22 protein-coding genes are annotated in these 26,414 nt (G+C 49.6%); 20 read left to right on the top strand and 2 right to left on the bottom strand.

The features are described from left to right. Nucleotides 1-729: 729 nt before the first annotated feature. A complete protein-coding gene (locus NST08_RS29405; protein WP_028406519.1) occupies nt 730-924 on the bottom strand; it encodes a YjzC family protein in 195 nt (64 codons plus the stop codon). A gap of 263 nt (nt 925-1,187) precedes the next feature. On the opposite strand from NST08_RS29405, the gene rpsF reads away from it, so the two are divergent. The 18 genes from rpsF (at nt 1,188) to NST08_RS29315 (ending at nt 20,458) form a co-directional block, all read left to right on the top strand. Further along, complete coding sequence (rpsF, locus tag NST08_RS29400) at nt 1,188-1,472, top strand: 30S ribosomal protein S6 (RefSeq protein WP_007129214.1); 285 nt, start codon at nt 1,188-1,190, stop codon at nt 1,470-1,472. 47 nt (nt 1,473-1,519) lie between these two features. Then, the gene (ssb, locus tag NST08_RS29395; protein ID WP_007129213.1) at nt 1,520-1,996 is read left to right on the top strand and encodes a single-stranded DNA-binding protein; all 477 of its coding nucleotides are present in this window, start codon (nt 1,520-1,522) and stop codon (nt 1,994-1,996) included. A gap of 21 nt (nt 1,997-2,017) precedes the next feature. Continuing rightward, nucleotides 2,018-2,290, top strand: a complete 273-nt coding sequence (rpsR, locus tag NST08_RS29390; RefSeq protein WP_006207333.1) for a 30S ribosomal protein S18 — start codon at nt 2,018-2,020, stop codon at nt 2,288-2,290. Nucleotides 2,291-3,266: 976 nt separating this feature from the next. Continuing rightward, nucleotides 3,267-3,941 carry an SOS response-associated peptidase gene (locus NST08_RS29385; RefSeq protein ID WP_341342596.1) on the top strand — a complete coding sequence of 225 codons (675 nt, stop codon included), beginning with the start codon at nt 3,267-3,269 and terminating at the stop codon, nt 3,939-3,941. A 716-nt stretch (nt 3,942-4,657) separates the two neighbouring features. Then, on the top strand, nt 4,658-6,424 hold the full coding sequence (locus NST08_RS29380) for an ABC transporter substrate-binding protein (RefSeq protein WP_007129211.1): 1,767 nt from the start codon (nt 4,658-4,660) through the stop codon (nt 6,422-6,424). A 66-nt stretch (nt 6,425-6,490) separates the two neighbouring features. Next, nucleotides 6,491-7,453 carry an ABC transporter permease gene (locus NST08_RS29375; protein ID WP_007129210.1) on the top strand — a complete coding sequence of 321 codons (963 nt, stop codon included), beginning with the start codon at nt 6,491-6,493 and terminating at the stop codon, nt 7,451-7,453. 12 nt (nt 7,454-7,465) lie between these two features. Next, nucleotides 7,466-8,389 carry an oligopeptide ABC transporter permease gene (gene opp4C, locus NST08_RS29370; RefSeq protein ID WP_007129209.1) on the top strand — a complete coding sequence of 308 codons (924 nt, stop codon included), beginning with the start codon at nt 7,466-7,468 and terminating at the stop codon, nt 8,387-8,389. Between the two features lie 11 nt (nt 8,390-8,400). After that, a complete protein-coding gene (locus NST08_RS29365) occupies nt 8,401-9,375 on the top strand; it encodes an ABC transporter ATP-binding protein (RefSeq protein WP_007129208.1) in 975 nt (324 codons plus the stop codon). Beyond that, nucleotides 9,375-10,340, top strand: coding sequence for an ABC transporter ATP-binding protein (locus tag NST08_RS29360; protein WP_007129207.1), 966 nt, complete (start codon nt 9,375-9,377; stop codon nt 10,338-10,340). Before NST08_RS29365 ends, NST08_RS29360 begins: the two co-directional genes overlap by 1 nt. A 439-nt stretch (nt 10,341-10,779) precedes the next feature. Beyond that, a complete protein-coding gene (locus NST08_RS29355; RefSeq protein WP_007129206.1) occupies nt 10,780-11,778 on the top strand; it encodes a D-alanyl-D-alanine carboxypeptidase family protein in 999 nt (332 codons plus the stop codon). Nucleotides 11,779-11,993: 215 nt separating this feature from the next. After that, nucleotides 11,994-12,980 (top strand): LCP family protein, encoded by a 987-nt coding sequence (locus NST08_RS29350; RefSeq protein ID WP_007129205.1) that lies wholly within the window; start codon nt 11,994-11,996, stop codon nt 12,978-12,980. Nucleotides 12,981-13,222: 242 nt separating this feature from the next. Next, nucleotides 13,223-13,666, top strand: a complete 444-nt coding sequence (locus NST08_RS29345; protein ID WP_007129204.1) for a CBS domain-containing protein — start codon at nt 13,223-13,225, stop codon at nt 13,664-13,666. 231 nt (nt 13,667-13,897) lie between these two features. Continuing rightward, a complete protein-coding gene (locus tag NST08_RS29340) occupies nt 13,898-14,200 on the top strand; it encodes a MazG-like family protein (RefSeq protein ID WP_028406241.1) in 303 nt (100 codons plus the stop codon). Between the two features lie 5 nt (nt 14,201-14,205). Further along, a complete protein-coding gene (locus NST08_RS29335; protein ID WP_028406240.1) occupies nt 14,206-15,123 on the top strand; it encodes a DUF2232 domain-containing protein in 918 nt (305 codons plus the stop codon). An 11-nt stretch (nt 15,124-15,134) separates the two neighbouring features. Next, entirely contained in the window at nt 15,135-17,129 is a 1,995-nt protein-coding gene (locus NST08_RS29330; protein WP_341034658.1) for a DHH family phosphoesterase, read from the top strand. Then, nucleotides 17,126-17,569 (top strand): 50S ribosomal protein L9, encoded by a 444-nt coding sequence (gene rplI / locus NST08_RS29325; protein WP_007129200.1) that lies wholly within the window; start codon nt 17,126-17,128, stop codon nt 17,567-17,569. Before NST08_RS29330 ends, rplI begins: the two co-directional genes overlap by 4 nt. Before the next feature lies 1 nt (nt 17,570). Next, a complete protein-coding gene (dnaB, locus tag NST08_RS29320; RefSeq protein ID WP_007129199.1) occupies nt 17,571-18,935 on the top strand; it encodes a replicative DNA helicase in 1,365 nt (454 codons plus the stop codon). A gap of 236 nt (nt 18,936-19,171) precedes the next feature. Next, entirely contained in the window at nt 19,172-20,458 is a 1,287-nt protein-coding gene (locus NST08_RS29315; RefSeq protein ID WP_144870886.1) for an adenylosuccinate synthase, read from the top strand. A 476-nt stretch (nt 20,459-20,934) separates the two neighbouring features. On the opposite strand, the gene NST08_RS29310 is transcribed toward NST08_RS29315, so the two are convergent. Beyond that, a complete protein-coding gene (locus NST08_RS29310) occupies nt 20,935-22,878 on the bottom strand; it encodes a glycosyltransferase (RefSeq protein WP_007129197.1) in 1,944 nt (647 codons plus the stop codon). 323 nt (nt 22,879-23,201) lie between these two features. On the opposite strand from NST08_RS29310, the gene NST08_RS29305 reads away from it, so the two are divergent. Beyond that, nucleotides 23,202-23,903 (top strand): hypothetical protein, encoded by a 702-nt coding sequence (locus tag NST08_RS29305; protein WP_007129196.1) that lies wholly within the window; start codon nt 23,202-23,204, stop codon nt 23,901-23,903. 277 nt (nt 23,904-24,180) lie between these two features. After that, nucleotides 24,181-25,752, top strand: a complete 1,572-nt coding sequence (locus NST08_RS29300) for a peptidoglycan DD-metalloendopeptidase family protein (RefSeq protein WP_341342595.1) — start codon at nt 24,181-24,183, stop codon at nt 25,750-25,752. The last annotated feature ends 662 nt before the right edge of the window (nt 25,753-26,414 follow it).

The following is a 26,414-nucleotide window of genomic DNA, read 5'->3' as shown; positions in this document are numbered from 1 at the left end:
TGAACAGGGATTGTCTCCCGATCGTGATGAGGGTGTTTTTTTGATAAAGGCACGCAATGACATTTCCTGAATCACGCCCATTTGCCATTCCTATGATAGACCGAATTCCGAATGCCGCGATCCGAGTACAATGCCGAGTTTAATTCCAATCCAGTTGGAGATCCATAACTCCGGATTCAGGTTCCTTGCTTTGAGACCAGGCAGAACGAAGAGACGGTTATAACCATGTTTAGCATGACAGGATGGGCACAAACAGCATTAAAAAAGAAGGACCCATACGGGTCCTTCCTTCTGGGTAGGCGGTGCTTGTGATTTTGGAATCCTCATCTCATCAACACATGCTGCAAAACCATCGACAACAGCTAAAACTTGTCCATCAGGTCAAGCCAGTTCGCTTATGTCCTCCGCTTGCAATACGTGTGAATATCAGAAACCATTCTGCGTCGTTCAGCTGCAACGTCCAACGGAACCACACCTCTCTCATGCACCGCCTGATGATAATATGTGCAGGAAGACGGATTCCTATGCAAATCTGCATGGATGGGAAAATATACCAAAAAACAAAGTGGATCAACAACATTTGAGCGGATCCTATTCCATGCTTGGCTAGGCGCGCAATGCAGTTGGCTGTTGTACTAAGCTGCTGCACCATAATTTCGTCAACAAAGCTGGCAAAGCCCGCAAGCGGTGGAATTAGTCGTTTGCGGGCTTGGGGCAGGATGTACTTGTTTACTTAGGTTGAACCCGGCGCTTATTCAGCCATACTCGGTCATCATTTTGCGTTTCCGGGAATGTGTCGCCTTTTTCCATTTTAATCTGACGCGGATTCTCGATCCCCATTATGTGGTCTCTTACACCGACTTCCATATAGATGCCGTTGTTCGGAGCCTTATCTCCTCCGCGGAATTCAGTCTGTTCTCCCATCATGGAACCCTCCCTTAACGTATTGGATGGACTGCATTTGTTAGCATGTGCCGGAAGGCCGGAATGCATGGCAGGTAAAGTGAGATAAGCACGGAAAAATAGGGAAGAGACCTCAAGAAAACCGAAAAGGGAGCAGCCTGCGATAAGGGAAAAGAAACTTGCATCCGATCATCCGTTCTGGTATAGTATTATGGTGCGAGTTAGGCTCGCTCCTTGCTCTCAACTTAGATTGGGGGCCGAAGTCCATAAGGAGGTGGAAATATATGCGCAAATATGAAGTGATGTACATTATTCGTCCTGACATTGAACAAGAAGCTGTTCAAGCTGCAGTCGAAAAATTCCAAGGCATCATCTCCAACGGCGGAGAAATTACGAAGCACGAAGTAATGGGTAAGCGCCGCCTTGCGTATGAGATCAAGAAATTCCGTGATGGCGTCTACGTTCTGGTTAACTTCAACGCAACACCAGATGTTGTAGCAGAACTTGAGCGTCTCATGAAGATTTCTGACGAAGTTATTCGTTATCTCATCACGAACGACGTTGCTTAATACGAGAAGTCTTTGTAATTGATTTCGTTCTAAAGGAGGGGATTGGATTGTTGAACCGTGTCATTTTGATTGGCCGACTGACTCGGGACCCGGAGCTTAGATATACGCCTTCAGGAGTCGCTGTCACACAATTTACACTTGCTGTAGATCGTCCGTTTACCGGACAAGGCGGGGAGCGCGAGGCGGATTTCATTCCGGTCGTGACCTGGAGACAGCTTGCGGAGACTTGTGCCAACTATCTGCGTAAAGGCCGGTTGACGGCCGTAGAAGGGCGCATTCAAGTGCGGAATTACGAGAATAACGAAGGTAAGCGTGTATACGTCACCGAAGTCATTGCCGATAATGTTCGTTTCTTGGAGTCTAACCGTGAAGGCGGAGGCGGCGGAAACCGTGAGGAGTCATCGTTCGGCGGAGGAAGCGGCAGCGGAAACCGCGGGGGCAACAACTTCTCGCGCAACAATCAGGATCCTTTTTCCGATGAAGGAAAACCGATCGATATTTCGGATGATGATTTGCCATTTTAATACGGAAAGGACTGACAACGCATGGCTTTTAAACAAAGAGAAGGCGGAGACAACGACAAAAGACCGGCACGCCGCGGCGGCCGCAACAAGCGTCGTAAAGTATGTTTCTTCACTGTGAACAAGATCACTCACATTGATTATAAAGATACCGATCTGCTCAAGAAATTCATCAGCGAGCGCGGAAAAATTCTGCCTCGTCGTGTAACAGGTACCAGCGCGAAGTATCAGCGTGCTCTGACGATTGCGATCAAACGCTCCCGTCAAATCGCATTGCTTCCATACACAACCGAGTAATTCGGTTACAGAAGCGGTTCAGCCTTGATAGGCTGGGCCGCTTTTTTTGTTCGGGTACCCATTCGGCTGTTGTCTCGGAACCTCCCCCAAAATAATGCCTCTGTGTTGATTAAGTTGGGCTCCTTGTCCTCAGGGATAAGCCGAGGCTTAATGGGCCAGCATTCTTGGAACGAAGGGATGACCGTACAGAGACTTGTATTATCTGTATTATTATTTGTATTTGTATTTGTTATGTTCGACTCCGATCGATCACGGCCTGCATCTATTCAAGTGACGTTGCGGATACTCGTTCGTCTTGTAACACGATCATGCTTCTGAGTAGTTAGACATTTTTCCGGAATATTCGTCGCAATCATGAAATAATTTTATTCTGCATTAGGAATACCGAACAAGTTCAGCATGTCTTTTCGGAGGAATCTTGTCTTCTCTGAGAAGACATAATTTTCATGAATTGCTTTTGTGACGCGAGGGTATACTAAAGCTTTCCAGTTTTAAAGTATGAAATAGTGTCTATTGATAGAGGACAGTGTCTATTGAGTGAAATACATCCTCCCCAAATGGTGGTTTCGTATGGCTGAAGATTTGTAGTGAGATGCAGAGATTATTTTGTGTCTTTAAAAAAATTCCTTCTATTATATATGTACTAATATAGAGCATGGAAAAACCAAATGGCCAATTACAATGGCACCTCATTTAGAGAAACTTATATCGAAGGCACAGGAGGCATAAACCAGCAAAGACGGTTTTATGAACAAGGATGTCTATTGAGAGTATACATAAAAAGACCCCTTGGTTATTCATTAAATCAAAAGAAAGTGAAATGAGATTTTCCATAAAATTCATAAATGGTGTCCTCAAATTACCTGTCCACTCCTAGAATACAATCGGACATCATATGGAAGAAATGAAGCGACCGTCGAATGATGCATATTCAACCTCATTTATCCAGATGCTAAAAGGAAAAGGAGGTATGTCTATGTGCAGACGGTATTCCATTTCCGCCGGCCTTGAAGAAGTGAACAGCTATTTTGGAATCAGTCGCGTGATGTATTACTATAAGAGCCGCTACAATATCAGCCCGATGCAGACTGTGCCTGTGGTAGTCCAGGAGGGACGAGATCGGGTACTTGACGAGTATCGTTGGGGACTGGTCCCTTACTGGGGAAAGGACGCGGTGAATGCGGATTTGATCACGGTGGATCAGAATCCTACTTACCGTAAAGCCGTCGATACACGTCGGTGTATCATTCCCTGCAATGGTTTGTATTACTGGAGAACCGTAGGGAAGCGAAGCTATGCCGTTCGGACCGTGGTTGGAAGCAACGAGATTTTTGGCATGGCCGGATTGTATGAAACATGGCGGGATGCAAGAGGTGTTGAAATGAGAACCTGCACGGTGCTTATGACGGAAGCGAACGAGGCGATCCGGGAGTTCGACGCGCGTATGCCTGCGATATTGTCGGAGGAAAGCATGGAGAAGTGGTTGGATCCAGAGCTAAAGGGAGTGCGTGCACTGCAACCACTGCTTGGAGCATACCGGGGTTCGATGCGGATATATCCGGTCACGCCGTTGATTGCCGATGATTCTCATGACCACCAGCAGTGCATCGAGGAGATGGATTTGAAGCGGGCATGGGTGAAAAGCGTTTAGTTCGTAAGTATGAAGTCTTTCATGTGCATGTTCAAACGGTATGAACTGCAGCAATCGAAACAATCCGGGAACCGATCCCGGGTTGTTTTTTGTTGAGGCGGGCGATGATGGAACAACTTCGGACGGCCTATGTTCCTAGCCCTGCTTGGTTAGTGGAGAACAATATTTAACATCGGAAATAGGTCCAACTATATTATCACGGATTATTTCATCATCTATGGAATGTTTTCTGACTTATTTTTGACAGAAAAGAAGATGGTTACAGGGTGTTGAATCGGATATTGGGTAATTTTATATTTTCGTGTAATATAAGTTTACACAACCGTCAAAAGCGTATATATAACATTATCTATAAAATGTAAAATGAACTTGAAATTACGTGCGTTTTCAGTAAACGAAGGGTAAAGTAAGCGATTAAAAGTATTTATTAACCCCGAAAATGACCTTAAAAACATGTTTTTTGAGAAATTTGAAAAAAAGTAATTGACGTTACCTAATTTTACACGTATCATAACATTAATTTTATAGGCAAGAAGATTTTGCTAGAGACTTTGGCACTAATTGACCATTGGTATATTTTCTGTAAATCTTTCAGCGGATTTCACATCATGCTTTGACATCCACGAGTCCGATCCGAGGCCGAAATTATTTAAGGATGATTTCAATATTCGTCCTGATAATTTATAGCATCATTATATTTTAAGAGGAGGATTAGCATGAAGAAGAGAATGTCGTTACTGCTTGCCATCATGCTCATGGCCATTTTGGTTCTTGCAGCGTGCGGCGGCGGTCAGACAGCAGAACAACCAAACCAAGGGGACACGCAAACTGAGCAGACTCCACCTGCCGAAGGCGAAGGCAAAGAAACAGAACCGCCAGCTGAAGGACAGGACGAGAGCCAAGGTTATTTCGAGGCTGAGGATCCTTCCGCGAACCCGGCAAATGCTCTGGCTCGCAAAGATACGCTGATCGTTGGTATGACAGCCCCTAAAGGGGTGTTCAACCCATTCTACTGGCAGACTGCGTATGACCGTTACGTTGTAGACGCCATTTTTGACAGCTTCTTCTCTCTGAACGGGGATGGCACTTACAATAATCGCCTGGCTGAGAGCGTTGAAGTATCCGAAGACAAATTGAAATACACGTTCAAATTGAAGCAGGGTGTGACATACTCTAATGGCGAACCGGTTACTGTAAAAGACTATGCTTTCGCCATGAAAGTTTTACATGACAAGAGTTACGACGGTCAATCCGATATTCTCTCCGTTAACGTTAAAGGTGGAAAAGAGTATTACGATGGTAAAACTGACGAGATTTCCGGTATTAAAGTCATTGATGACCATACCGTTGAAATCGAAGTTACAGAAGCAAATGCAATGACTAAGGATAATCTGGGTACTGTGTTTTTTGTTCCGGAATCCTACTACGGCAAAGATTACAAGCACGGCAACCTGGAGTACATGAAAGACCTGCATTCCAAACCAATCGGCAGTGGTCAATATGTACTGAAAAGCTACTCTCCTGGACAAGAGGTAGTTTTAGAAGCTAATCCTAACTATTTCTTGGGCGCACCAAAAATCAAGAATGTCATTTACAAAACTACAACTGATGAAACCAAATTGGCTATGTTCCAATCCGGTGAAATCGATATGGATATGGTATCCGTTAGCGAGGATAACGTAGAAGCTGTGAAGCTAATGGGCTTCTTGGATTATAATATGTTCCCATACAATGGTTACGGCTATGTAGCGCTGAACCATAAAGATCCTAAGTTTCAAGATCAAAAAGTTCGTCAGGCTTTGCTCTACGGTTTGAATCGTGCTGAAATTGTTGAAATCATCTATGGTCCATATGCGAATGTAATCAATATTCCACAATCGAGCGAATCATGGGCTTACACGAATGAAGGCATTGAGCCGTACGAGTTTGACATGGAGAAAGCAAAGCAGCTTCTTGATGAAGCAGGCTGGGTTCCAGGTGCTGACGGTATCCGCGAGAAAGACGGCAAGAAATTCGAGATTCATTTCTCTGCAACGGCTGACAACCCGGTAATTGATGCACTGATTCCGATTATGACAAAGAACTACCAAGATCTGGGCATAAAATTAACAGCTGAAACTTTGGACTTTAACGCAATCATGGATAAGAAGGATAAAGGCGAGTTCGAAATGTTCTTTGCTGCTTGGGGCTTGACTCCGGATCCAGACTCCACGGTTTATATCACAGATGGACAGCAAAATGACCTCGGATATTCTAATCCTGAATATGATGCAGCTATGAAGAAAGGTCTGAACGCCTTTGACCTGGAAGAGCGTAAAGCGGCTTATGCGGAAGCATATCGGATTCTGAACCAAGACGTTCCAGATCTTCCGATCTACCAAAGACGTGATATGTGGGCAATTAACTCTAGATTGAAAGGCATTGACATCACGCCTTACAAAAACTTTGCAATTGATCTGTACAAAGCAGAAATTGAACAATAGCATCAAGAAACATATGCTCAGCTCGCAAGAGCTGGGCATATGCACTTATAAGCCGGGAGGAATATTATGAAGCAGTACATTATCCGGAGGCTGCTGCAGATTATCCCGACATTGATCGGGATCTCGATTATCATATTTGCAATATCATCTTTGGTACCAGGTGATTATATCACTGCAGTGAACAACCCGACGATGACTGCTGAAAAAGCAGCTCAGCTTCGGGAAATTTATGGTTTGGATAAGCCGCCTGTAGAACGTTATCTTACATGGGTCGGCAATATGATAAAGGGTAATCTCGGAGATTCCCTTGTGCACAAGCAACCAGTTACAACCGTAATGAATAACTACGTATGGAATTCCTTTTTTGTAGCAATTTTTAGTTTAATTTTCAGTTGGATTATAGCTACTTTTGCTGGCGTGTTCTCAGCAAAGTTTCAGTACTCATTGTTTGATAAAATCGTCACATTACTAATTTTCTTGTGCATGTCACTGCCGTCTTTCTTTATCGGACTCCTGCTTATCAAGTTTTTTGCCTTGGATTTAGGATGGTTTCCTGTAGGCGGAATGAAGACTTCGGGACTGAACGGAAGCACATGGGATCAACTGATCGATATTGCATGGCATATGTTCTTGCCGGTTATGGTACTTACGATGCTTAGCACAGGTAGTTTGACGCGGTATTTCCGTACAAGTATGCTGGAGGTTATTCGTCAGGATTATATCCGTACAGCCCGTGCAAAGGGATTGAAGGAACGTACGGTTATTTTCAAGCATGCGCTGCGTAATGCGATGCTACCTGCCATTACTCTCATTGGTTTCGAGCTCCCATCCTTGTTTGGTGGAGCCATCATCCTGGAGAAGATTTTCATCTGGCCAGGGGTCGGTCAAGTTTATCTGGAATCGATCAATATGCGGGATTATCCGTTCATGCTTGGTTTTACAGTATTCATATCCGTTTTGACACTTGTGGGCAACCTATTGTCTGACGTTCTATATGGAGCTGCAGATCCAAGAATTCGCTTAAAGTAGGAGGAGATTCACTTGTCCGCAGAGACTGCACCATTAAAAACGAATCTACCAGTTCCGAAGAAGCGGCCGGATTCCCCATGGCAAATTGCTATTCGCCGTTTTGCCAGAAACCGTCTTGCTGTCATCGGACTTTTTATAGTTGTATTTATGTTTTTGCTCTGTTTTATTGGCCCATTTTTTTCACCTTATGACCTGTACGATTACAATAAGCTTGATAAGAACTTACCTCCAAGCTCGAAATATTGGCTGGGCACCGATAAACTGGGGCGCGATATTCTGCTACGCATGATGCTTGCTGGACGAATATCTCTTTTGGTTGGGCTTGTTGCGACAGGCATTTCGGTAATTATCGGAGCAACCTTGGGAGCTATAGCGGGTTTTTATCGTAAATGGGTAGACACGCTGACCATGCGTATAGCTGATATCTTTATGGCAATACCTACACTGCCGATCCTGATTATCTTGGGTACGATCTTGTCGGACCTGAAGGTGGAGCCTTCGGATCGTATTTATTTCTTGATGCTGATTATCGGTGTATTGGGATGGAGTAGTGTATCCCGTCTCGTTCGCGGTCAAATCTTAGGACTTCGCGAGCAGGAGTTTATGCAAGCTACCGAAGCTTTGGGACTGAAAGATCGCCGGAAAATCTTCCGCCATCTGCTTCCTAATACGATTCCAATCATTATTGTATCCGCAACACTGGGTGTAGCAGGAGCGATTCTTTACGAATCTGCACTGAGCTACCTCGGAATTGGTGTTGTTCCACCAACGCCGTCGTGGGGGAATATGCTCTCCGCCGCCAACAATATGATCGATTTCCGAAAGCGGCCGTGGCTGTGGATACCGCCAGGTATGTGTATTCTGGTTACCGTAGTTGCAATCAACCTGATCGGTGATGGACTTCGCGACGCACTTGACCCGAAAATGAAGAAGTAGGAGATGCGAATATGGCAAAAGAATTAGTTGAATTCCGCAATTTAAAAACGCATTTTCAAACCTCCGCAGGTACCGTGAAAGCCGTCGACGATGTCAGCTTCAAAATCCGGGAAGGCGAAACCCTGTGCGTCGTCGGCGAGTCGGGCTGCGGCAAGAGCGTGACGGCAATGTCACTGATGCGTTTGATCGATGTTCCCCCGGTCGGCGGGGAGATTTTATATGAAGGCAAGGACCTGCTCAAGATGAGCAAACGGGAAATGAGTCTGATCCGCGGTAATGATATCGCAATGATCTTTCAGGAGCCAATGACTTCCTTGAACCCTGTACTGACGATTGGCGAGCAGATCGTTGAGCCGATTTTGCTTCATCAGCTTGTGGACCGTAAAGAAGCGAAGAAGCGTGCGATCGAGCTGATTAACCTGGTCGGCATTCCGCGTGCAGAGAAAATCTTTGAGTCTTATCCGCATGAGCTTAGCGGCGGCATGCGTCAACGGATTATGATCGCAATTGCGCTGAGCTGTAATCCGAAGCTGCTCATCGCAGACGAGCCAACGACGGCGCTCGATGTGACGATTCAAGCCCAGATTCTGGACTTGATGCGTGACATTAAGGATAAATTCAAGACGTCCATCATGCTCATCACGCATGATCTCGGCGTTGTAGCCGAAATGGCCGACTATGTCGTTGTAATGTATGCCGGCAAAGTGATTGAAGAGGCTCCGGTTATCGAGCTCTTCAAGCAACCGAAGCATCCGTACACGAAGGGCCTGCTGAAGGCGAAGCCGGTCATCAATCAGACCCAGGAGCGTCTTTATTCGATTCCGGGTCAAGTACCGAACCCGGTTGATCTAGGCGACAACTGCCATTTCCATGATCGCTGCGAATTCTGCATGCAGATCTGCAAAGAGAAACAGCCTCCGCTCGGTACCGATCCGAACGGCCATAAGGTCGCTTGCTGGTTGTATGAAGAGGAGGGGAAAGCATAATGAGTCAGGCACTACTTGAAGTTGATAACCTAAAAAAATACTTTCCCATTACCGGCGGCATACTCCAGCGCCGAATCGGTGATGTTAGAGCCGTCGACGGCGTCAGCTTCACCATTAATAAGGGTGAATCCTTCGGACTTGTAGGCGAGTCCGGCTGCGGCAAGAGCACGATCGGACGTACGATTCTCCGCTTGCTCGAGAAGACGGACGGCAAAGTGTTGTTCAACGGAGAGGACATCCATGCATTGCCCAAGGAAAAAATGCGCGCGATGCGGCCGAAGATGCAGATCGTATTCCAGGATCCGTTCAGCTCGCTGAACCCGAGAATCAAGGTAGGGGAAGCCATTGGCGAAGCGCTCATCGACCATGGTCTTGTAAACCGCAGACAGCTCAAGGATAAGGTCATTGAGACACTGGAAATATGCGGGCTTGCCGCGTATCACTATGAGCGTTATCCGCATGAATTCTCCGGTGGACAACGGCAGCGGATCGGGATTGCCCGCGCGCTCATTCTGAATCCGGACTTTATCGTTGCAGACGAGCCGGTCTCCGCGCTGGATGTGTCCATCCAGGCGCAGATTATTAACCTGCTCAGCGACCTGCAGCGCGAGAAGCAGCTCACGTATCTGTTCATTTCCCATGATCTTAGCGTTGTCGAGCATTTGTGCAACCGGATCGGGGTTATGTATCTCGGATCGATGGTTGAGATGGCCAGCAAGGAAGAGCTGTTCCGCAACCCGCTGCATCCATACACGAAGGCACTGCTCTCCGCCGTTCCGATTCCGGATCCGACGCTGAAGCGTGAACGCATCGTGCTGACGGGTGACATTCCGAGCCCGGCAAATCCGCCGTCCGGCTGCAAGTTCCACACCCGCTGTCCGCTTGCTTCCGATCTGTGCAAGCAGCAGGTGCCGGAATACCGTAATGTCGGCAATGATCACTTTGTGGCTTGCCACTACGCATAAGGTGCAAACGAAAATCGGCTTAACAGGTTCTCATTATATAAGACTTGCGCTTTAACCCGATTCTGACAAAATCCTCTTGTTTTATTACGGTATCAGAATCCAAAAAGGACTTCTTCAGTCTAAAGACTGACAGGAAGTCCTTTTTTAGTAGGATCCATGCATGCAACTACTGATTTAGTTGCCTCCGTTATATGCTGCCTGCAAGGTAAACGTTCCATGCTGTTATAACAAACCAAGCTCATATTTCCTAGGATTTGCTACCTAGGTTAAGCTCTTTCGCCGAGTTAGGGAGAATTGGGAGAGGGTTAGAAGAATAGAGACTGGGATAGAGAGAAGTACGGAAGTTCACGGAATATACATAAATTCCCTTAAATTTTTTTGAAAAAAACGCAGACCAAAACACCGTTTGAACCGTCTATTATTATGGAGGGCGAAATCGATGAATAAACGGTGGCTTTGGATTGGGTTCGTGTTGCTGATAATTGTGCCCCTCGTGGCCGTATTTATATTAAATATAGAACGGGTAGCGTTTAAACCGAGAGTTGACGCCAGAGCGGTCGTCTTGATGGATATCACGACAGGCCATATTTTGCTGAGCAAAAACGGGGATATGCCGTTGCCCCCTGCAAGCATGTCCAAGCTGATGACCGAGCTGGTCATTCTGGATGAAATCAAATCCGGAAGAAGAGCGTGGGACGATGAAGTCGTGATCAGCGACAATGCGGGTAATGTCCAGGGCATCAATATCGATTTGAAGCCTGGTGAGACCCTGACGGTGCGCGAGCTTTTTCAGAGCATGGCCGTTTATTCCGCTGATGACGCGGCCGTTGCGCTTGCGGAGCATGTGGCCGGCTCGGAGAAGGCCTTCGTTGATCGAATGAACACCAAGGCGAAAGAGATCGGATTGTCGAGCGAAACGAGATTTGCCAATGCTTCCGGTGCGGAGAGCGGTTCGAATCTCTCACAAGCGCTGTCACCAGACGATGAGACCATGATGACCGCCGTGGACACCGCGAAGCTTGCCGCCCATCTGATTGAGCATCATCCGGACATTTTGACCACCTCAAGCAAGGCGCAGATGAAGCTCAGTGGACGAGGATTATATTTAAGCAATACGAACTGGATGCTGCCTTCAATCGGCGGACCCTACTCGTATGAGGGAACCGACGGACTAAAGGCCGGATATACGCCTAAGGCGGGCTATTGCTTCACCGGAACGGCCGAAAAGCAGGGCAGCCGGCTTATTGCAGTCGTCATGGGAACTGATTCGAAGGAAGCCCGGTTCGAGGCGACGCGCAAGCTGTTTGACTATGGATTCAAAAAAACATTAACATGGAAAGAGCGGCTGGATGATTGGTTTCTCAATGCGGGAACAACGGCTGCTCTTTTGTATACACCGGGCAATTCTAAGGATTCACATCAATTGGCAAGTTTGTAAAAGTGAGTGAGAGGGTTCACATCCGACAGGGATGTGGTTTACAATAGATGGTGTGCCAATTCTGAACACGCATGATGTTGCCATGCGTCAACGGGATTCAATCCCGTTTATATAAGGAAGGGAGGGTGAGCCTAGCTGCTTTGGGAGCATACTGCCCCTGATTGGAACTGACTCATTCATCAATTTATTTTATAATAAAGAAGGAATCTAATCTCATGAAGAGGAAATCAATATATATCACACTGGCAGTTCTCATCCTCCTCGGATCGTCAGCCTACTTATTCCGTACCCAGCTTATCGTAGCTGCTTTCGATCTGTTTATGGCGAAGGACGTTGAGGACTCGCTGCAAAAGTCATATAAGCCGCTGCAAGGCGACAAAAAACCGGAGCCTGTCGTGCTCCAAAGCAAGCCTTTCTCGGTCATGCTGCTGGGCAGTGACCAGCGAGAGGACGAACCCGCGCGTTCGGACACGATGATCTACGCCGTGGTCCGTCCGAAAGAATCCAAGGTACTCCTTGTATCGATTCCGCGGGATACCTATGTCGATATTATCGGCAAGGGCAAGAAAGACAAGATCACCCATGCTTTTGCATTCGGCGGCCACCAGATGGCCAAAGATACGATGGAGGCATTTCTTGATGAAGATATCGACTACTATGCGTCGATTAACTTCCAAGGGTTGAAGGATGTCGTGGACGCCATGGGCGGCGTGGAGCTGCCGATCGGCAAAGATATCGTCAATAAGGGCAAGGACCACGAGAAGTTTACGGTCAAGGCGAACAAGCCGATTTACAGCGGTGAGGAAGCGCTGAACTACGTCCGTTACCGGGAGGACAGCGACTTCAACCGGGCTAAACGCCAGCAGGTATTTCTGGATATGGCCGCCAAGCGGCTGAAGCAGCCTGATCAGATTGGCAAGGTACCTGAACTGATCGCGATCATGGGTGACAACTTCCAGACGGATATGCAGCCCAAGTTCATTATTGATTTGGCGAAGCAAATGCTGACCGGGCCTAAAGTCGATATGACCAGCTTTACGATCATGGGAGAAGGCATGCGAATTGGAGGGGTCTATTACAACGATCCTGACATGGAGGATGTTGAAGAAGCTAGAGACATGATTGACAACTGGATGAACCCGGATACTCCATCCGACCAGCTGCTGAAGCCGAAGGATGCTGAGAAGCAAAAATTGCAGTAAACTATAGACCGGCATCGTCCGGAACGTTCCTAACACGCGTTTCTCACCATAATCAGCAGTCCGGATTGTCTGGCTGCTGATTTTGTGTCCTGATGCTTATGAATCGGGACACGGGTGGGCTGCGTATGTATGATAGTGGATAGGAGAGAGGAGTAACCTGCTTGTCCAACCAACATGGGCAAGGTTACTTAAATGGCCTTAATTCTGAGGGATGGGAAAGGTCATAAGGAGGATAAGGCATTATGAATATCGCGTTTTTTCTATTACCGAAACAGGAAGTGGTCTGCCTCACCCTGGATTCCACGCTAAGGCAAACGCTGGAGCGCATGGAATACCACCGTTATACGGCGGTACCGGTGCTGGATAAGAACGGCCAGTACGCAGGCACGGTGACGGAAGGCGATCTGCTCTGGCACATGAAGAATTCCGATGGCAAAATCACATTTGAGAACGCTTCAAAATTTCTGCTGAAGGACGTACCGTTCCGAATGGACATTAAGCCGGTATCCATCGATGCCAGGATGGAAGACTTAATCAATTTGGCAAAGGTGCAGAACTTTGTGCCGGTTGTGGATGACATGAACCGTTTTATCGGAATCGTGCGCAGGAGTCTTATTATCGAATACTGTGAGCGGTTTGTTTCAAAGGAGACGTTGGAGTCCCAAGGGGCTCGAACCTCGGTATAATTTAGGATAAGTGGCAGGGCGTGTAACCGCGGTGAATACGTAGGTATCACGCCCTATTTTTCATACACGGGAATATTAGAAGGATAATTGGAGACACAGAGAAGGGAGCAGATGACAAGCAGCTGCCGGAATCCCGGCAAGCCAAGGGCCGGGGGACTTTATGTGGGTGAATTTTATTTATGCTATAATGGAGAATAAAGCTGTTTTCGGGGAGAGATGGATATGCCAAATATGCCAAAGGACTTGGATGTAGCTAAACGCGCCAAAGTGATTGAATGGCTGAAAACCGAAGTCATTGACAATGTATCTCGGTTATTCAAAGCCCTATGGGAAGGCAGCACTACTAAAGTTGGAGATAGTTTGGTAAGCCTGATGATGAGCTCCTACATATTAGGCCGAAGGCTGGGTATGACCTATCGCGATTTGGACGATCTCCTGCTTGAGAAATTGAGGAAGCACAAGCAGGAAGGACATCAGCTTGAGGATTGGTACCAGGATATATCCGCACTCGAAGAACATTTGCGTAAGAGGTGAACATATTGAAATTACGCTGGACAACAGCGGCCTGGAGCATCATTTATTTGCTTCTGCTGCTCTCTCTACAAACCCCCTTTTCCATTGTGACGGCATTCCTTCTGGTTCTGCCGGTTGCGGTCCTGTTTACGGCATTAAATACACAATCGTTTATTCTTCATATTGCGCCTGTATGGTTGATCGCGCTGTTGATTCATCCGATTTTTCTCTTGTTCGCGGTTTACTTTGCGATTCCGGGGGTTGTGATGGGATATCTATACCGGAAAAGAAAGGCTGCCATGCAAGTATTAAAATTCGGCGTGGCCACGATGCTGGTGGAATTGCTGCTGCTGCTTATGATCAGTACGGCCTTCTTCCAGATGGACCTATCGGCGTATGTGGATGAAATCGTGAAGATGACAACTGCTCCGCTGACCGAGATGGGGGTTCAAGGCAATTTTGGCGGACAACTCGTCGGACCGGAACTTGATACGCAGCTGATCAAGGACAGAACGCTGCAGCTTGTTCCGTTCGCCATGATCATCAGCTCGTTCCTGATGACGGTGATCACGCACTCGCTGGCTCGTCCGACGCTTAACAGCATGGGACTGTCCGTGCCGAAATTGAAGCCTGCCAGAGAGTGGATGCTGCCGCGTTCGCTGATTTGGTACTACCTGATCATTTTCTTTATCAATATCGCAACGGTGAACTCGGATAATGCGTTCATGAAGACGATCGTGGCGAATGCGACGCCGCTGCTGCAAATATGCTTTATGATTCAGGCGCTGGGCTTCTTCTACTACCTGGCCCACATCCGGAAATGGCATCCGATTCTTCCGCTGCTCACGGCCATTCCGATCGTGCTGTTCCCGCCGGCTATCATCATCGGTATTCTGGATCTGGCGTTCCCGCTTCGTCAAGCGTTTAGTAAAAACAAAAGATAGGGTGATGAGTCATGCCTAAATTTCTGCAGAAACGCTGGCACGGCTATCACACCGTCTGGGCGTTTGCGCTGGTGCTTCTGCTTGTCATATTCCTGTCATTCTATAATACGATTCTAGGTCTGGTCGGGCTGCTGCTGGCTGTGATCGGCGGATACGCGATGCTAAAAGCGGAGATGAAATTCCGGCGGGAGCTCGTCGAGTATATTGGCGATCTATCGTTTCGCATTCGACGTGTAGAGGGAGAGGCCGTCAGCGTATTGCCGTTCGGAATCGTACTATACAGCGAGGATAAGACGGTGGAGTGGCATAATCAATTCGTTGTGAATATGTTTCCTCACCAGACGTTGGTCGGCGTATCCTTGGAGGATCTGCTTCCTCAGCTGGTGAAGGCGATCAAGGAGACGCGGGAGAAGAAGGAGGAGAACCAGCCTAAGGAGATTCGGCTCGAAATATCACATGAGGACAAGTTTTATGGGGCGACCGTCATTCCCGAAGAACGGCTGATCTATCTTGATGAGATTACCGAGCTGGTCGTTCTGCGTCAGCGGTATGAGGATGAGCGTCTGGCGCTAGGCATCATTATGATGGACAACATCGACGAGGCGTCCCAGGGCATGGATGACCAGCAGCGGACGGCGCTCATCGCGAAGGTGACCAGCGAAATTACCGACTGGGCCCGGGAATTCAACGTCTATCTGCGGCGGCTATCGTCGGATCGTTATTTGATGATGCTGAATCACCGATCACTTGATCTCTTGGAGAACAGTCGGTTCGTCATCCTCGATGAAGTGCGGGAGATGACTGCCGATCTGAAGGTGCCGCTTACGCTCAGCATCGGTCTTGCCTTCGGCTCCGATGATATTACCGAGCTCGGTCAGCTGGCCCAGTCCAGCCTTGATATGGCTCTGGGAAGGGGCGGCGATCAGGCAGCGGTGAAAGCGGGGCAGCGCCTGTCCTTCTACGGCGGCAAATCCAATGCCGTGGAGAAGCGGACACGGGTCCGCGCTCGCGTCATTTCCCATGCGCTGCGCGATCTGATGCAGGAGAGCGACCGCGTCATCGTGATGGGGCACAAGCTGCCCGACATGGACGTGATCGGGGCATCGGTCGGTATTCTAAAAGCCGCTCAGATGTATAAAGTGGACGCATATATCGTGTTGGAGGGGCTCAACCCGTCGATTGAGCGGATTATGGATGAGGTTCGCAAGGATGAGGCCTTGATCAGCCGCTTCATATCGACGGAGCATGCGATGCAGATGATGACCGAGCATACCCTGCTCGTTGTCGTGGATACGCATAAAGCGTCCATGACGATGGAGCCGCGGCTCGTGCAGCGGGCAAGCCGGGTGGTCGTGATGGATCACCATCGCCGGGGCGAGGAATTCATCAACGACGCGGTGCTGATCTACTTGGAGCCATATGCATCCTCCACCTGCGAGCTCGTTACGGAGGTGCTGCAGTATATTCATGACCGGGTATCGCTTACCCCTGTGGAGGCGACAGCGCTGTTAGCGGGTATAACGGTCGATACGAAGCACTTCGCCCTTCATACCGGATCCAGGACGTTTGAGGCGGCAGGCTTCCTGCGGCGGCATGGTGCGGACACGATGCTGATCCAACGGCTGCTCAAGGAAGATCTGACAGAATTTATCGCTAAGGCAGAAGTCGTAAAACATGCTAGAATGGTATATGATCACATCGCCATTGCGGTCGCGGAGAGCGGGGAGCCGATGCCGCAAATGCTGATCGCGCAGGTTGCCGATATGCTGCTGAATATGAACGATGTGCAAGCATCGTTTGTCATCAGCGAGCGCACAGACGGCAAGATCGGCATCAGCGCCCGATCGATGGGCAAGATGAATGTTCAAATGATTATGGAACGTCTCGGGGGAGGCGGACACTTAACCAACGCCGCCGTACAGCTGGACTCGACGCTGGAAGAAGCCGAGGAGCAGCTGATGGAAGTGTTGGAGGACATTGAAGCGAAAGAGGGGTTATTCGAATGAAAGTAATTTTTATAAAGGATATGAAAGGCCAAGGCAAGAAAGGCGAAGTGAAGGAAGTATCGGAAGGTTATGCAACAAACTTCTTGTTCCCGCGCGGGGTTGCTCGTCCGGCAACGGAGGGCAATATGAAGACGCTGGAGCAGCAGCAGGCTTCCGAACAGAAGCGTAAGGCTCAAGAGAAGGAAGAGGCTCAAGTGCTCGGCAAGAAGCTGGAAGAGATGACGGTTGTGCTGAAAGCGAAGGCAGGCGAAGGCGGCCGCCTCTTCGGCGCGATTACGAGCAAGCAGATTGCCGAAGCGCTGGCTGGACAGAAGATTAAGATCGACAAGCGAAAAATCGAGCTGGGTGAACCGATTCGAACTCTGGGCGTGACGCAGGTACCGGTGAAGCTGCACCCGGATGTGAAGGTAACGCTTAAGGTTCAAATTACGGAGGAATAACATGGGAGGAGAACTCTATTTCGATCGGGTCCCCCCGCAGAACCTCGAAGCCGAACAGGCGGTGCTGGGGGCCATTCTGCTGCAAAGCGAAGCGCTGATTACGGCGATGGAGCGGGTGCAGACCGAGGACTTCTACGACAAAACGCACCAGATGATCTACGAAGTGATGGTGCAGCTCGGAGAAGAGAATCAGCCGATCGATCTGGTGACCCTCACCTCCCGTCTTCAGGATAAAGGACAGCTGGAGGAAATCGGCGGCGTCAGCTATTTAGCGAAGCTGGCGCATGCGGTTCCGACGGCGGCCAACGTGGATTACTACGCGCAGATCATCGAAGAGAAGTCGATGCTTCGGCGGCTGATTCGAACAGCGACGCAGATCGTGAGCGAAGGCTATACCGGCGGGGAAGATGTGGCCGGCATGCTGAGCGAGGCGGAGCGCCGCATTCTCGAAATTTCCAACCGGCGCACGGGCAGCGGGTTCATTGCGATCCGGGATGTGCTGATGGAAGTGTTCGAGAAGGTGGAGGTTCTGCATCAGAACCGGGGGAGCACGACGGGAATACCGTCCGGCTTCGTTGATCTCGATAAAATGACGAGCGGCTTCCAGCGCAGTGACCTCATTATCGTAGCGGCGCGCCCATCCGTAGGTAAAACGGCGTTCGCCCTGAATATCGCGCAGAATGTAGCGATTCGGGCGAAGGAGACCGTCGCGATCTTTAGTCTGGAGATGTCCGCGCCGCAGCTGGTTCAGCGTATGATCTGCGCCGAGGCGAACCTCGACGCAGGCGTCATGCGGACCGGCGATTTTAAAGGCGATGAGGACTGGTCCAAGCTCACGATGGGGATCGCCGCGCTGTCGGAAGCGGAAATTTATATTGATGATACGCCTGGGGTTACGGTTGCCGATATCCGGGCGAAGTGCCGGCGTTTGAAGAAAGAGAAGGGGCTCGGGATGATTCTGATTGACTACCTGCAGCTCATTCACGGGCGCGGCAAGCCGGGCGAGAACCGGCAGCAGGAAGTATCCGAGATTTCCCGTACGCTCAAGCAGATTGCGCGGGAGTTGGAAGTGCCGGTAATCGCGTTGTCCCAGCTGAGCCGGGGCGTCGAGCAGCGTCAGGACAAGCGTCCGATGATGAGTGACCTTCGGGAATCCGGTTCGATCGAGCAGGATGCCGACATCGTTGCGTTCTTGTACCGGGATGATTATTACAATCAGGAGACGGAGAAGAAGAACATCATCGAGATCATTATTGCCAAGCAGCGTAACGGCCCGGTCGGCACGGTCGAGCTGGTGTTCTTGAAGAACTTCAACAAATTCGTCAATTACGAGCGTACGCATGCCGATGCTTTTGCGGCAGGATAGCCAATCATCTACGAATATATTCGGGAATCATCTGTAGTTCTCGTCCTAATTCCGAACAATCGTACTGCATAGTGTACGATTGTTCGTTTTTTATTTGACTTTAAAAATAAGGACTGTTACACTGGTATTGCTGCCTTTTGTGCAGTTGAGGATATGAAACATGCTTCAAGACGATGTATTTCATAAAGGGTTTGACGAAATAATAAGGGTGCTAATGCCCGGGCGGAGGAATGAATATGTCAACGGTAGTCGTTGTGGGGACACAATGGGGAGATGAAGGGAAAGGGAAAATCACGGATTATTTGGCGGAAAGCGCCGACGTGGTGGCCCGTTACCAAGGCGGCAACAATGCCGGTCACACCATTCTGATTGACGGTAAAAAGTTCAAGCTCAGCTTGATTCCATCCGGAGTATTTTATAAAGATAAAACCTGTGTAATCGGAAACGGCATGGTCGTAAATCCGGCTGCACTGATTGAAGAGATTAACTATATTCACGATAATGGATTCAGCACGGACAATCTGGTCATCAGCGACCGGGCGCATGTCATCATGCCGTACCATATGGTGCTGGATGCTCTGGAAGAGGACCGGAAGGGCCCGAACAAGATCGGTACAACCCGCAAAGGGATCGGTCCTTGCTACATGGATAAAGCAGCGCGCAACGGAATCCGGATCTCGGATCTGATGGATCCCGAGGAGTTCGAGCTGAAGCTTCGCCATATGGTGAAGGAGAAAAATCAGGTGATCACGCAAGTGTACGGCGGCGAGGAGCTTGATGTCGAGGAGATTTTGACGAAGTACCTGGAGTATGCCGAATTCATTCGTCCATACGTCCGCGATACGTCGGTCGTGCTGAATGATGCGATTGATGAAAATAAGAAGGTGCTGTTCGAAGGCGCACAGGGCGTTATGCTGGATATCGACCAAGGCACCTATCCGTTCGTTACTTCGTCCAACCCTTCGGCTGGCGGCGTATGCATCGGCTCGGGTGTAGGCCCATCCAAAATCCAGCAGGTTATCGGAGTAGCGAAATCGTACACGACCCGTGTCGGCGATGGACCATTCCCAACCGAGCTGAACAATGAGATCGGCGACTATATCCGGGAAAAAGGCCATGAATACGGTACTGTTACGGGCCGTGCCCGCCGCGTCGGCTGGTTCGACAGCGTCGTGGTCCGCCATGCCCGCCGCGTCAGCGGAATCACCGGCCTGTCGCTGAACTCGCTGGATGTGCTGAGCGGACTCGAGACTGTTAAGATCTGCACAGCCTACAAATACCGTGGCGAGGAGATCAAGCACTATCCGTCCAGCCTTAAAATGCTGGCCGAATGTGAAGCGATCTATGAGGAGCTGCCAGGCTGGAGCGAGGATATCACCGGTGCGAAGACGCTGGAGGACCTTCCGGAGAATACCCGTCGTTATGTGGAGCGGGTATCGGAGCTGACCGGCATTCCGATTGCGATTTTCTCGGTAGGCCGCAACCGGGAGCAGACGAATCAAGTGCTGCCGATCTACGAATAATGCTGTAGAAGCATCAATTGTCCCAAAATATAGAGACGGAGAACGTCATCTGTTAGACCTGTTGAAGCCTGCTCGGGGGTGAGAACCCGGCAGGCTTTTTATTTTGGGGGCGATGGGGAAGAAGTATAAGATTATACCCCTCCGTCCGAAAAAATTATCCCTCGACCGCAAAGATTTCAACCCTATAATGGAGTTAGAAATAAAGAGCATGACGCTGGGTTTGGAATTGGGGCTAAGACAGCGAACCGCACGGCAGGATAGCTATGATCACAGAGGGGAAGAAGCCATACGCTTCTTAACAAGGCGTACGGCCTTATGGGAGAGCCGGGAATGCTATTCCCGGCAGCATAAAGACCGGAATCATCCGAAAGCGTTACATGCGGATGATTCCGGTCTTTTAACGTGCGTACCCCATTATGGCAGCCATTGCTGAATCCCTTCCATAGATTATATAGATCGGGGAACGAAAGTTAACCTCAATGAGGAATGATGCCTGATACCAATAAACGGTAGAGTGCCTGATACCGATTAAGGAACGCTTCGCGTCCGTAATAAGTCTCTATTTTCTGACGGGCGGCAGCGCTCATTCGCTCTCTCCATTCAGAATGGTCCAGGAGGTACATAAGCTGCTGGGCGTAATCCAGCTCCTCTGCTTCGGAACGCCCGATGAGAACGCCGTCATGGTGCTGGTGAATCAAATCCATCCATCCCCGGACAGCGAAGGCTATGACGGGCACCCCGGCTGCCATCGCTTCCAAGCCGCTAATCGGAAGTCCTTCACTTGGTGAGGTGGACGCCATGACATCCGTAAACTTCAGAATCTGATGCACGTCTCCGCGCGCACCAAGGACAATGATTTTGGACGACAGGGACCCGATGGCTTCGATTACCTGCTGCTTCAACGGACCTTCCCCAACGATTAGAAACCGGTAGCGATCCGCGGAATCGGCAGCGATCATTTGTTTGGCGATGGAAATGAATTTTAACGGGTCCTTGTCGATATTTAGTCTGGCGATGTAGGAGACGACCTTCTTATCCAGCGGGATGTTAAAGCCTTGTTTTAATATGGCATATTCCTCGGCAGTACCGGGGCGATATAAATTCGTATTGATCCCGTTTGGCAGCAGGCAGATTTTCTCGGGATTGATATGGAACAGGCTCGTCAAGGTGTCCTTCATTGACTGTCTGCACACGTTATAGCAATCAATCCAAGGATCGAACTGAACGGAATGCCTTACATGATCCCAGGGCAATTCAGGAACATAGGCGTGAAGCAGAGCAATGGTTTTAAGATGAGGAAATCTCGCTTTCAAGCCAGGCAGTATATTGTAGCCGACTTCGCTGTTGTTGTTATGGAGAATCTGTATGCCCCTGGTTTCGATCAGGTAATGGATGATGGCCTCCATTTGCTCCGGCAGCTCGCAAATCGAAGGGAGCAGAAAGATTTCATCGGTACATTGGTCATATCTCTGGTAAAGCGGGCTTTCCTCCCGTATGGTCGTGACCAGTGTAATGTGATACTGATCTCTGGGCATGGCCTCCAACAGATCCAGAAAGAAGGTCTCCGCCCCGCCGATAATGAGCCAAGGCATGATGATCATAATTTTAATTTTGTCGTCAGCCGGTTTGGTCACCATATAGTTATCTGACTGAATGTTCCAATTTGCCGATATCGCAGACGATTGCCTCATGCTGTACTCTAGCTGTCCGGCATCGAGCATGCTGTAGGCCCGGTGGTGTTTTCTCCGAAGATGTTCGCGAAGCTCATTCTGGCGGGGAAACTGTCTGACGGATTCGGTTTCGCCATGTCTGCGGTAGAAGAACAGCAATTCAGGAATACAGAATCCTCCCCAACCGAGACTGGTCAGCTGGATCCAGAAGTCCCAATCCTCGTAGCCTTTGCCTTGTTCGTCAAATCCGCCCGATCCCTCCCATGCGGCACGCCGAAACATTGAATTCCCCACGACTATATTATCTCTGAGCAGCTGGGCCAAGGAGAAGGGGGGGAGGATCCAAGTCCAATTCTCCTGATCAAATGCCTGAAGATAACAAGTAACGAAACCGACATGAGGGCGAGTATCCAATACGAGCGCCCCCTTCTCCAGCAGCGTATGGTGGATTCGGTCATCGGCATCAAGGCGAAAAATATACTTCCCCCTTGCCTCCCGTATCCCCCGATTTAACGCTGCCGGGATTCCTTTATTCTCTTGTCGAATGACTTTCGTCTTTGGCTTCTTCATGGTTCGGAACAACTCTACGGTATAAGGGTCTGTGGAACCGTCATCGACAACAATAATCTCGATATTTTGAATCGTGGAGGCGAGGCATGAGTCAATCGCTTCCTCGAGATAAACCCCATAGTTATAACATGCGATAACCACGGATACCAGCGGCTCGCTCTCTTGAGAATGTATAAACATGCGTCTAATGTGCCTCCTCTCACTTTGAGATGACAATGCACCACTCTCATTCCGGCTTACTGGCAGACGGACATCGTTCGGCTCTAGCATCTCATGCAACTGGTACTTTATCGTATGCAGGTCCGGCATAGGGGGCATAGGTGATCATATCAGCATGCCGTAATTATGCGAATGCACGGGGTGGATATCCCTGCAATATAGCAATTCTCAATAGAAAATAGAAAGCTTTGAGGTTGAAGAGAACGATAAGCGTCAATACTGGAAAAAGAAGACAGCCATCATTACGCAGTCTTATGGCATGCGGAAGGAAGGAGGAGAGGCGGATGAATCTGATGAAATGGCTGCTGAAGGTCAGCCTGACGGCAATCCTTGTCAGCACATTGACGATTGTGACCACGGGAATCGTTGTGAACGCTTATATTCAGTCGATCCTGTCCAGCCTTAATATTCAGCTTGAGGCTCAGCCTCTAGGAGTCGGAGGCATCATGAAGACGATGCTTGGCTTTGGCGCGGGTGCCGACACCGGAGCTGGTACGACGCCAGCCACTTCGGAAACCGTGAATGTGACGAATGCCAATCAAACTTCACCAGACTCCGTGCAAAGCGATGACAAGGAGCCTGGTGCAGACGAGGCAGATGCGGAGACTAACGGGACGCAGGAGGCTGAAGAAACGGATGCAGGCACGGGGGAAACGGAAGGGACGTCCTCCGAGCAGGGGGCTCCGGATGGATCGCTGCCGGTGATGGGGAGCTCCGCGGCCGATTCGGAAACGGCGCCAGAGGACGACCAGATTGTCATGACTCCTGGCGATATTGTAGACCGCAAAGGCAGTCTGCCGCTTGAGGACAAGGAGGAAATCTTTACATTGCTGATGAATAAGCTTCCCCAATCGGAAATGCAGAAAATATCGGAAGCTATGGAGGATGGCTTGACGGAGGCCGAACTCACGGAGATCGAGGAGGGCATCACCCAATACTTGAGTGAAGCTGAGTACGACAAACTAATCTCGCTGCTCCAGGAATAGAGCAAGGCCAGGAGCTGAGATGCGCCTGGTCACTATTTTGTCACAAATTGCAAGCCGTTTAATATTGGAAGACGTGTGAAAACCCGCATGTGATGCGGGTTTTTTGCTGTTTTGGCAAACTTGAAATGAGCTTAACGGCTATGTTAAAGTATACAAAGATCAAAAAGGTTAAAATTTTGATACCTTTTGACAGGTGATGACATTTTTCAAACGAGCAGTCAACATGTTCAGATGATATGCAGTGATTACATATGAACAAGGCTAGAAGGAGAGGGACATGAAGGGTTTCAAGGGGATACGGTGGATCGAAGGTTTGCTTCGTCGACAGCAAGCGGATCGCTCCGCCCTACACAACAATTCAACAGACGAGTCCGAGCTGCCTTCTCATCCGGAATCTACTGGACGGGCCGTTCCGCGCAAGTGGATTTGGATGTCGGCAGGGGCTCTACTCCTAGCAGGATCGATATATACCGGCAGCAAGGCTTATGTGAACGCCAATACCATTCCGTTCTATCATGTATATGTTAACGGTCAAGCGATCGGCGCGATTGCTGATGACGCCGAGCTGGACCGGCTGTTTGAAGAGAAGCGACAGGAATTTCAGGAGAAATACCCGGATGTGCTGATGGTGTTGCATACCGATGGGATTACGACGAAAGCGGATCGCTCCTTTAAGCCGGAAATTAACAGCGAGGAAACGCTGAACAAGCTGGACGGCATGCTGAAGGCATACGCTCGGGGCGTCGAGCTGAAGGTGGACGGCAAGACTGTTGCGATCGTCAAGGACCAGGAGACGGCAAGGGCTGCGATTGAGGCTGCCAAGCTGAAATTTGCGCCGGACGCGGATGCGGTGAAGACCAAGACGCAGCAGGTTGCTTTTAAGAGGGTCTCTGCTCAAGCTTCTACCAAGAATAAAGAAGGCGCAGAGCTGGAGTCCGTCCAGATCAAGGAAGAGATTACCGTGGCCGGCACGAAAGCCGATCCGAACAAGGTCTTGGATGTGGAGGACGCCGTGAAGGTGCTGACCGGAGCGAAGGACAAGCCGGTGACCTACACGGTGAAAGAAGGGGATACGATTTCCTCGATTGCCAAGCAGTACGGGATGAAATCATCGGAGGTTATGGCCTTGAATCCGGGGCTTGAGGAAAAATACATGCAGATTGGAGCCGAGCTGCAGCTTACCCAGCCGGAAGCGCCGCTCACGGTGCGGACGGTCGAGACGGTTACCGAGAAGCAGCCGAGCAAGCCGGAGACGATCGTTCGCAAGAGCGACCAGCTTCCTCTCGGTAAGCGTAAAGTTGTTCGCCCTGGGCGAGACGGTGTCAAAACCGTGAGTTACGTGGTCACGAAGGAAAACGGCAGGGTGGTCTCCAAGCTGTGGACCGGGCAAGAGGTAGTTCAGGAGGCGCTGCCGGAGGTTGTTTATAAAGGCACGAAGGTGGAACGCAAAGCGGCTGCACCGAAGGTGAGCAAAAAAACGTCGAGCAGCAAGCAGTTCGCCTGGCCGGTGAGCGGAGCTCGCATCACGAGCTCCTTCGGACATCGCTGGGGACGGAGCCATGAGGGCATCGACGTTGTCGGCGGCAGCACCATTATGGCCGCGGCCTCCGGTCGGGTTGTCTTCTCCGGCCAGCAGAGCGGGTACGGCAATGTGGTCATTGTGGACCACGGCAACGGCTACCGTACCCTGTACGGCCACATGAGCCGGATCTCCGTCAGCAACGGCCAGTCCATCAGCCAAGGTCAGAAGCTTGGCGTGATGGGCAATACCGGTCGTTCGACCGGAACCCATCTCCATTTTGAAATTCAAAAAAATGGAGTTGCTCAAAACCCGATGAAATATTTATAAATCTGTGTTATACTATCGTTACTAGTGACGACATAAGCCATTATTGGTTTTATATATCATAATGATGAAGATGGCCGCTCCTTTACGGGGGCGGTCATTTTCTTCGTTTGCATCTGCTTGGATGGGGGATGGGGATGTCATTGGCAGAACGGGAAATATCTTTCCAGTCTAGTGGCATGGGGTGTCCTTCTCCATCGCTGTTGAATTCGGAAATTTGGAACTAATAATTCCTGATGAGATTTTCCGAATTCAAAGGCGAGCGCTCCGCTTTCCGAATGCCACCCCAAGCTGAGTATGAAGGGTTTCCCTTATCTGCAAAGTCCATCCCCAATCCCGTGGAAGCCGATGCTGCCGAAGAGGTGGCCGCTCCCCGTGAACCGGAGCGGGCCATGGAGGCGAGGGTGTGGGAGGCAGAGCGGGAAATATCTTTGCAGTCTAGTGGCATGGGGTGTCCTTCTCCATCGCTGTTGAATTCGGAAAATTGGAACTACTAATCCCTGATGAGATTTTCCGAATTCAAAGGCGAGCGCTCCGCTTTCCGAATGCCACCCCAAGCTGAGTATGAAGGGTTTCCCTTATCTGCAAAGTCCATCCCCAATCCCGTGGAAGCCGACGCTGCCGAAGAGGTGGCCGCTCCCCGTGAATCGGAGCGGGCCATGGAG

This window comes from Paenibacillus sp. FSL K6-1566, from assembly GCF_038050475.1.
In the GTDB taxonomy this organism is placed as follows: Bacteria; Bacillota; Bacilli; order Paenibacillales; family Paenibacillaceae; genus Paenibacillus_AQ; species Paenibacillus_AQ lactis.
Note: the sequence above shows the minus strand (reverse complement) of the source record. Positions and strands in the feature narration are given on the sequence as shown.

Excerpts from the sequence above, each read along its gene's own strand:
- NST08_RS29405 (WP_028406519.1), bottom strand. The coding sequence starts at position 924 with ATGGGAGAACAGACTGAATTCCGCGGAGGAGATAAGGCTCCGAACAAC.
- rpsF (WP_007129214.1), top strand. The coding sequence starts at position 1,188 with ATGCGCAAATATGAAGTGATGTACATTATTCGTCCTGACATTGAACAA.
- rpsR (WP_006207333.1), top strand. The coding sequence starts at position 2,018 with ATGGCTTTTAAACAAAGAGAAGGCGGAGACAACGACAAAAGACCGGCA.
- NST08_RS29385 (WP_341342596.1), top strand. The coding sequence starts at position 3,267 with ATGTGCAGACGGTATTCCATTTCCGCCGGCCTTGAAGAAGTGAACAGC.
- NST08_RS29380 (WP_007129211.1), top strand. The coding sequence starts at position 4,658 with ATGAAGAAGAGAATGTCGTTACTGCTTGCCATCATGCTCATGGCCATT.
- NST08_RS29375 (WP_007129210.1), top strand. The coding sequence starts at position 6,491 with ATGAAGCAGTACATTATCCGGAGGCTGCTGCAGATTATCCCGACATTG.
- NST08_RS29365 (WP_007129208.1), top strand. The coding sequence starts at position 8,401 with ATGGCAAAAGAATTAGTTGAATTCCGCAATTTAAAAACGCATTTTCAA.
- NST08_RS29360 (WP_007129207.1), top strand. The coding sequence starts at position 9,375 with ATGAGTCAGGCACTACTTGAAGTTGATAACCTAAAAAAATACTTTCCC.
- NST08_RS29355 (WP_007129206.1), top strand. The coding sequence starts at position 10,780 with ATGAATAAACGGTGGCTTTGGATTGGGTTCGTGTTGCTGATAATTGTG.
- NST08_RS29350 (WP_007129205.1), top strand. The coding sequence starts at position 11,994 with ATGAAGAGGAAATCAATATATATCACACTGGCAGTTCTCATCCTCCTC.
- NST08_RS29345 (WP_007129204.1), top strand. The coding sequence starts at position 13,223 with ATGAATATCGCGTTTTTTCTATTACCGAAACAGGAAGTGGTCTGCCTC.
- NST08_RS29340 (WP_028406241.1), top strand. The coding sequence starts at position 13,898 with ATGCCAAAGGACTTGGATGTAGCTAAACGCGCCAAAGTGATTGAATGG.
- NST08_RS29330 (WP_341034658.1), top strand. The coding sequence starts at position 15,135 with ATGCCTAAATTTCTGCAGAAACGCTGGCACGGCTATCACACCGTCTGG.
- rplI (WP_007129200.1), top strand. The coding sequence starts at position 17,126 with ATGAAAGTAATTTTTATAAAGGATATGAAAGGCCAAGGCAAGAAAGGC.
- dnaB (WP_007129199.1), top strand. The coding sequence starts at position 17,571 with ATGGGAGGAGAACTCTATTTCGATCGGGTCCCCCCGCAGAACCTCGAA.
- NST08_RS29315 (WP_144870886.1), top strand. The coding sequence starts at position 19,172 with ATGTCAACGGTAGTCGTTGTGGGGACACAATGGGGAGATGAAGGGAAA.
- NST08_RS29310 (WP_007129197.1), bottom strand. The coding sequence starts at position 22,878 with ATGTTTATACATTCTCAAGAGAGCGAGCCGCTGGTATCCGTGGTTATC.
- NST08_RS29305 (WP_007129196.1), top strand. The coding sequence starts at position 23,202 with ATGAATCTGATGAAATGGCTGCTGAAGGTCAGCCTGACGGCAATCCTT.
- NST08_RS29300 (WP_341342595.1), top strand. The coding sequence starts at position 24,181 with ATGAAGGGTTTCAAGGGGATACGGTGGATCGAAGGTTTGCTTCGTCGA.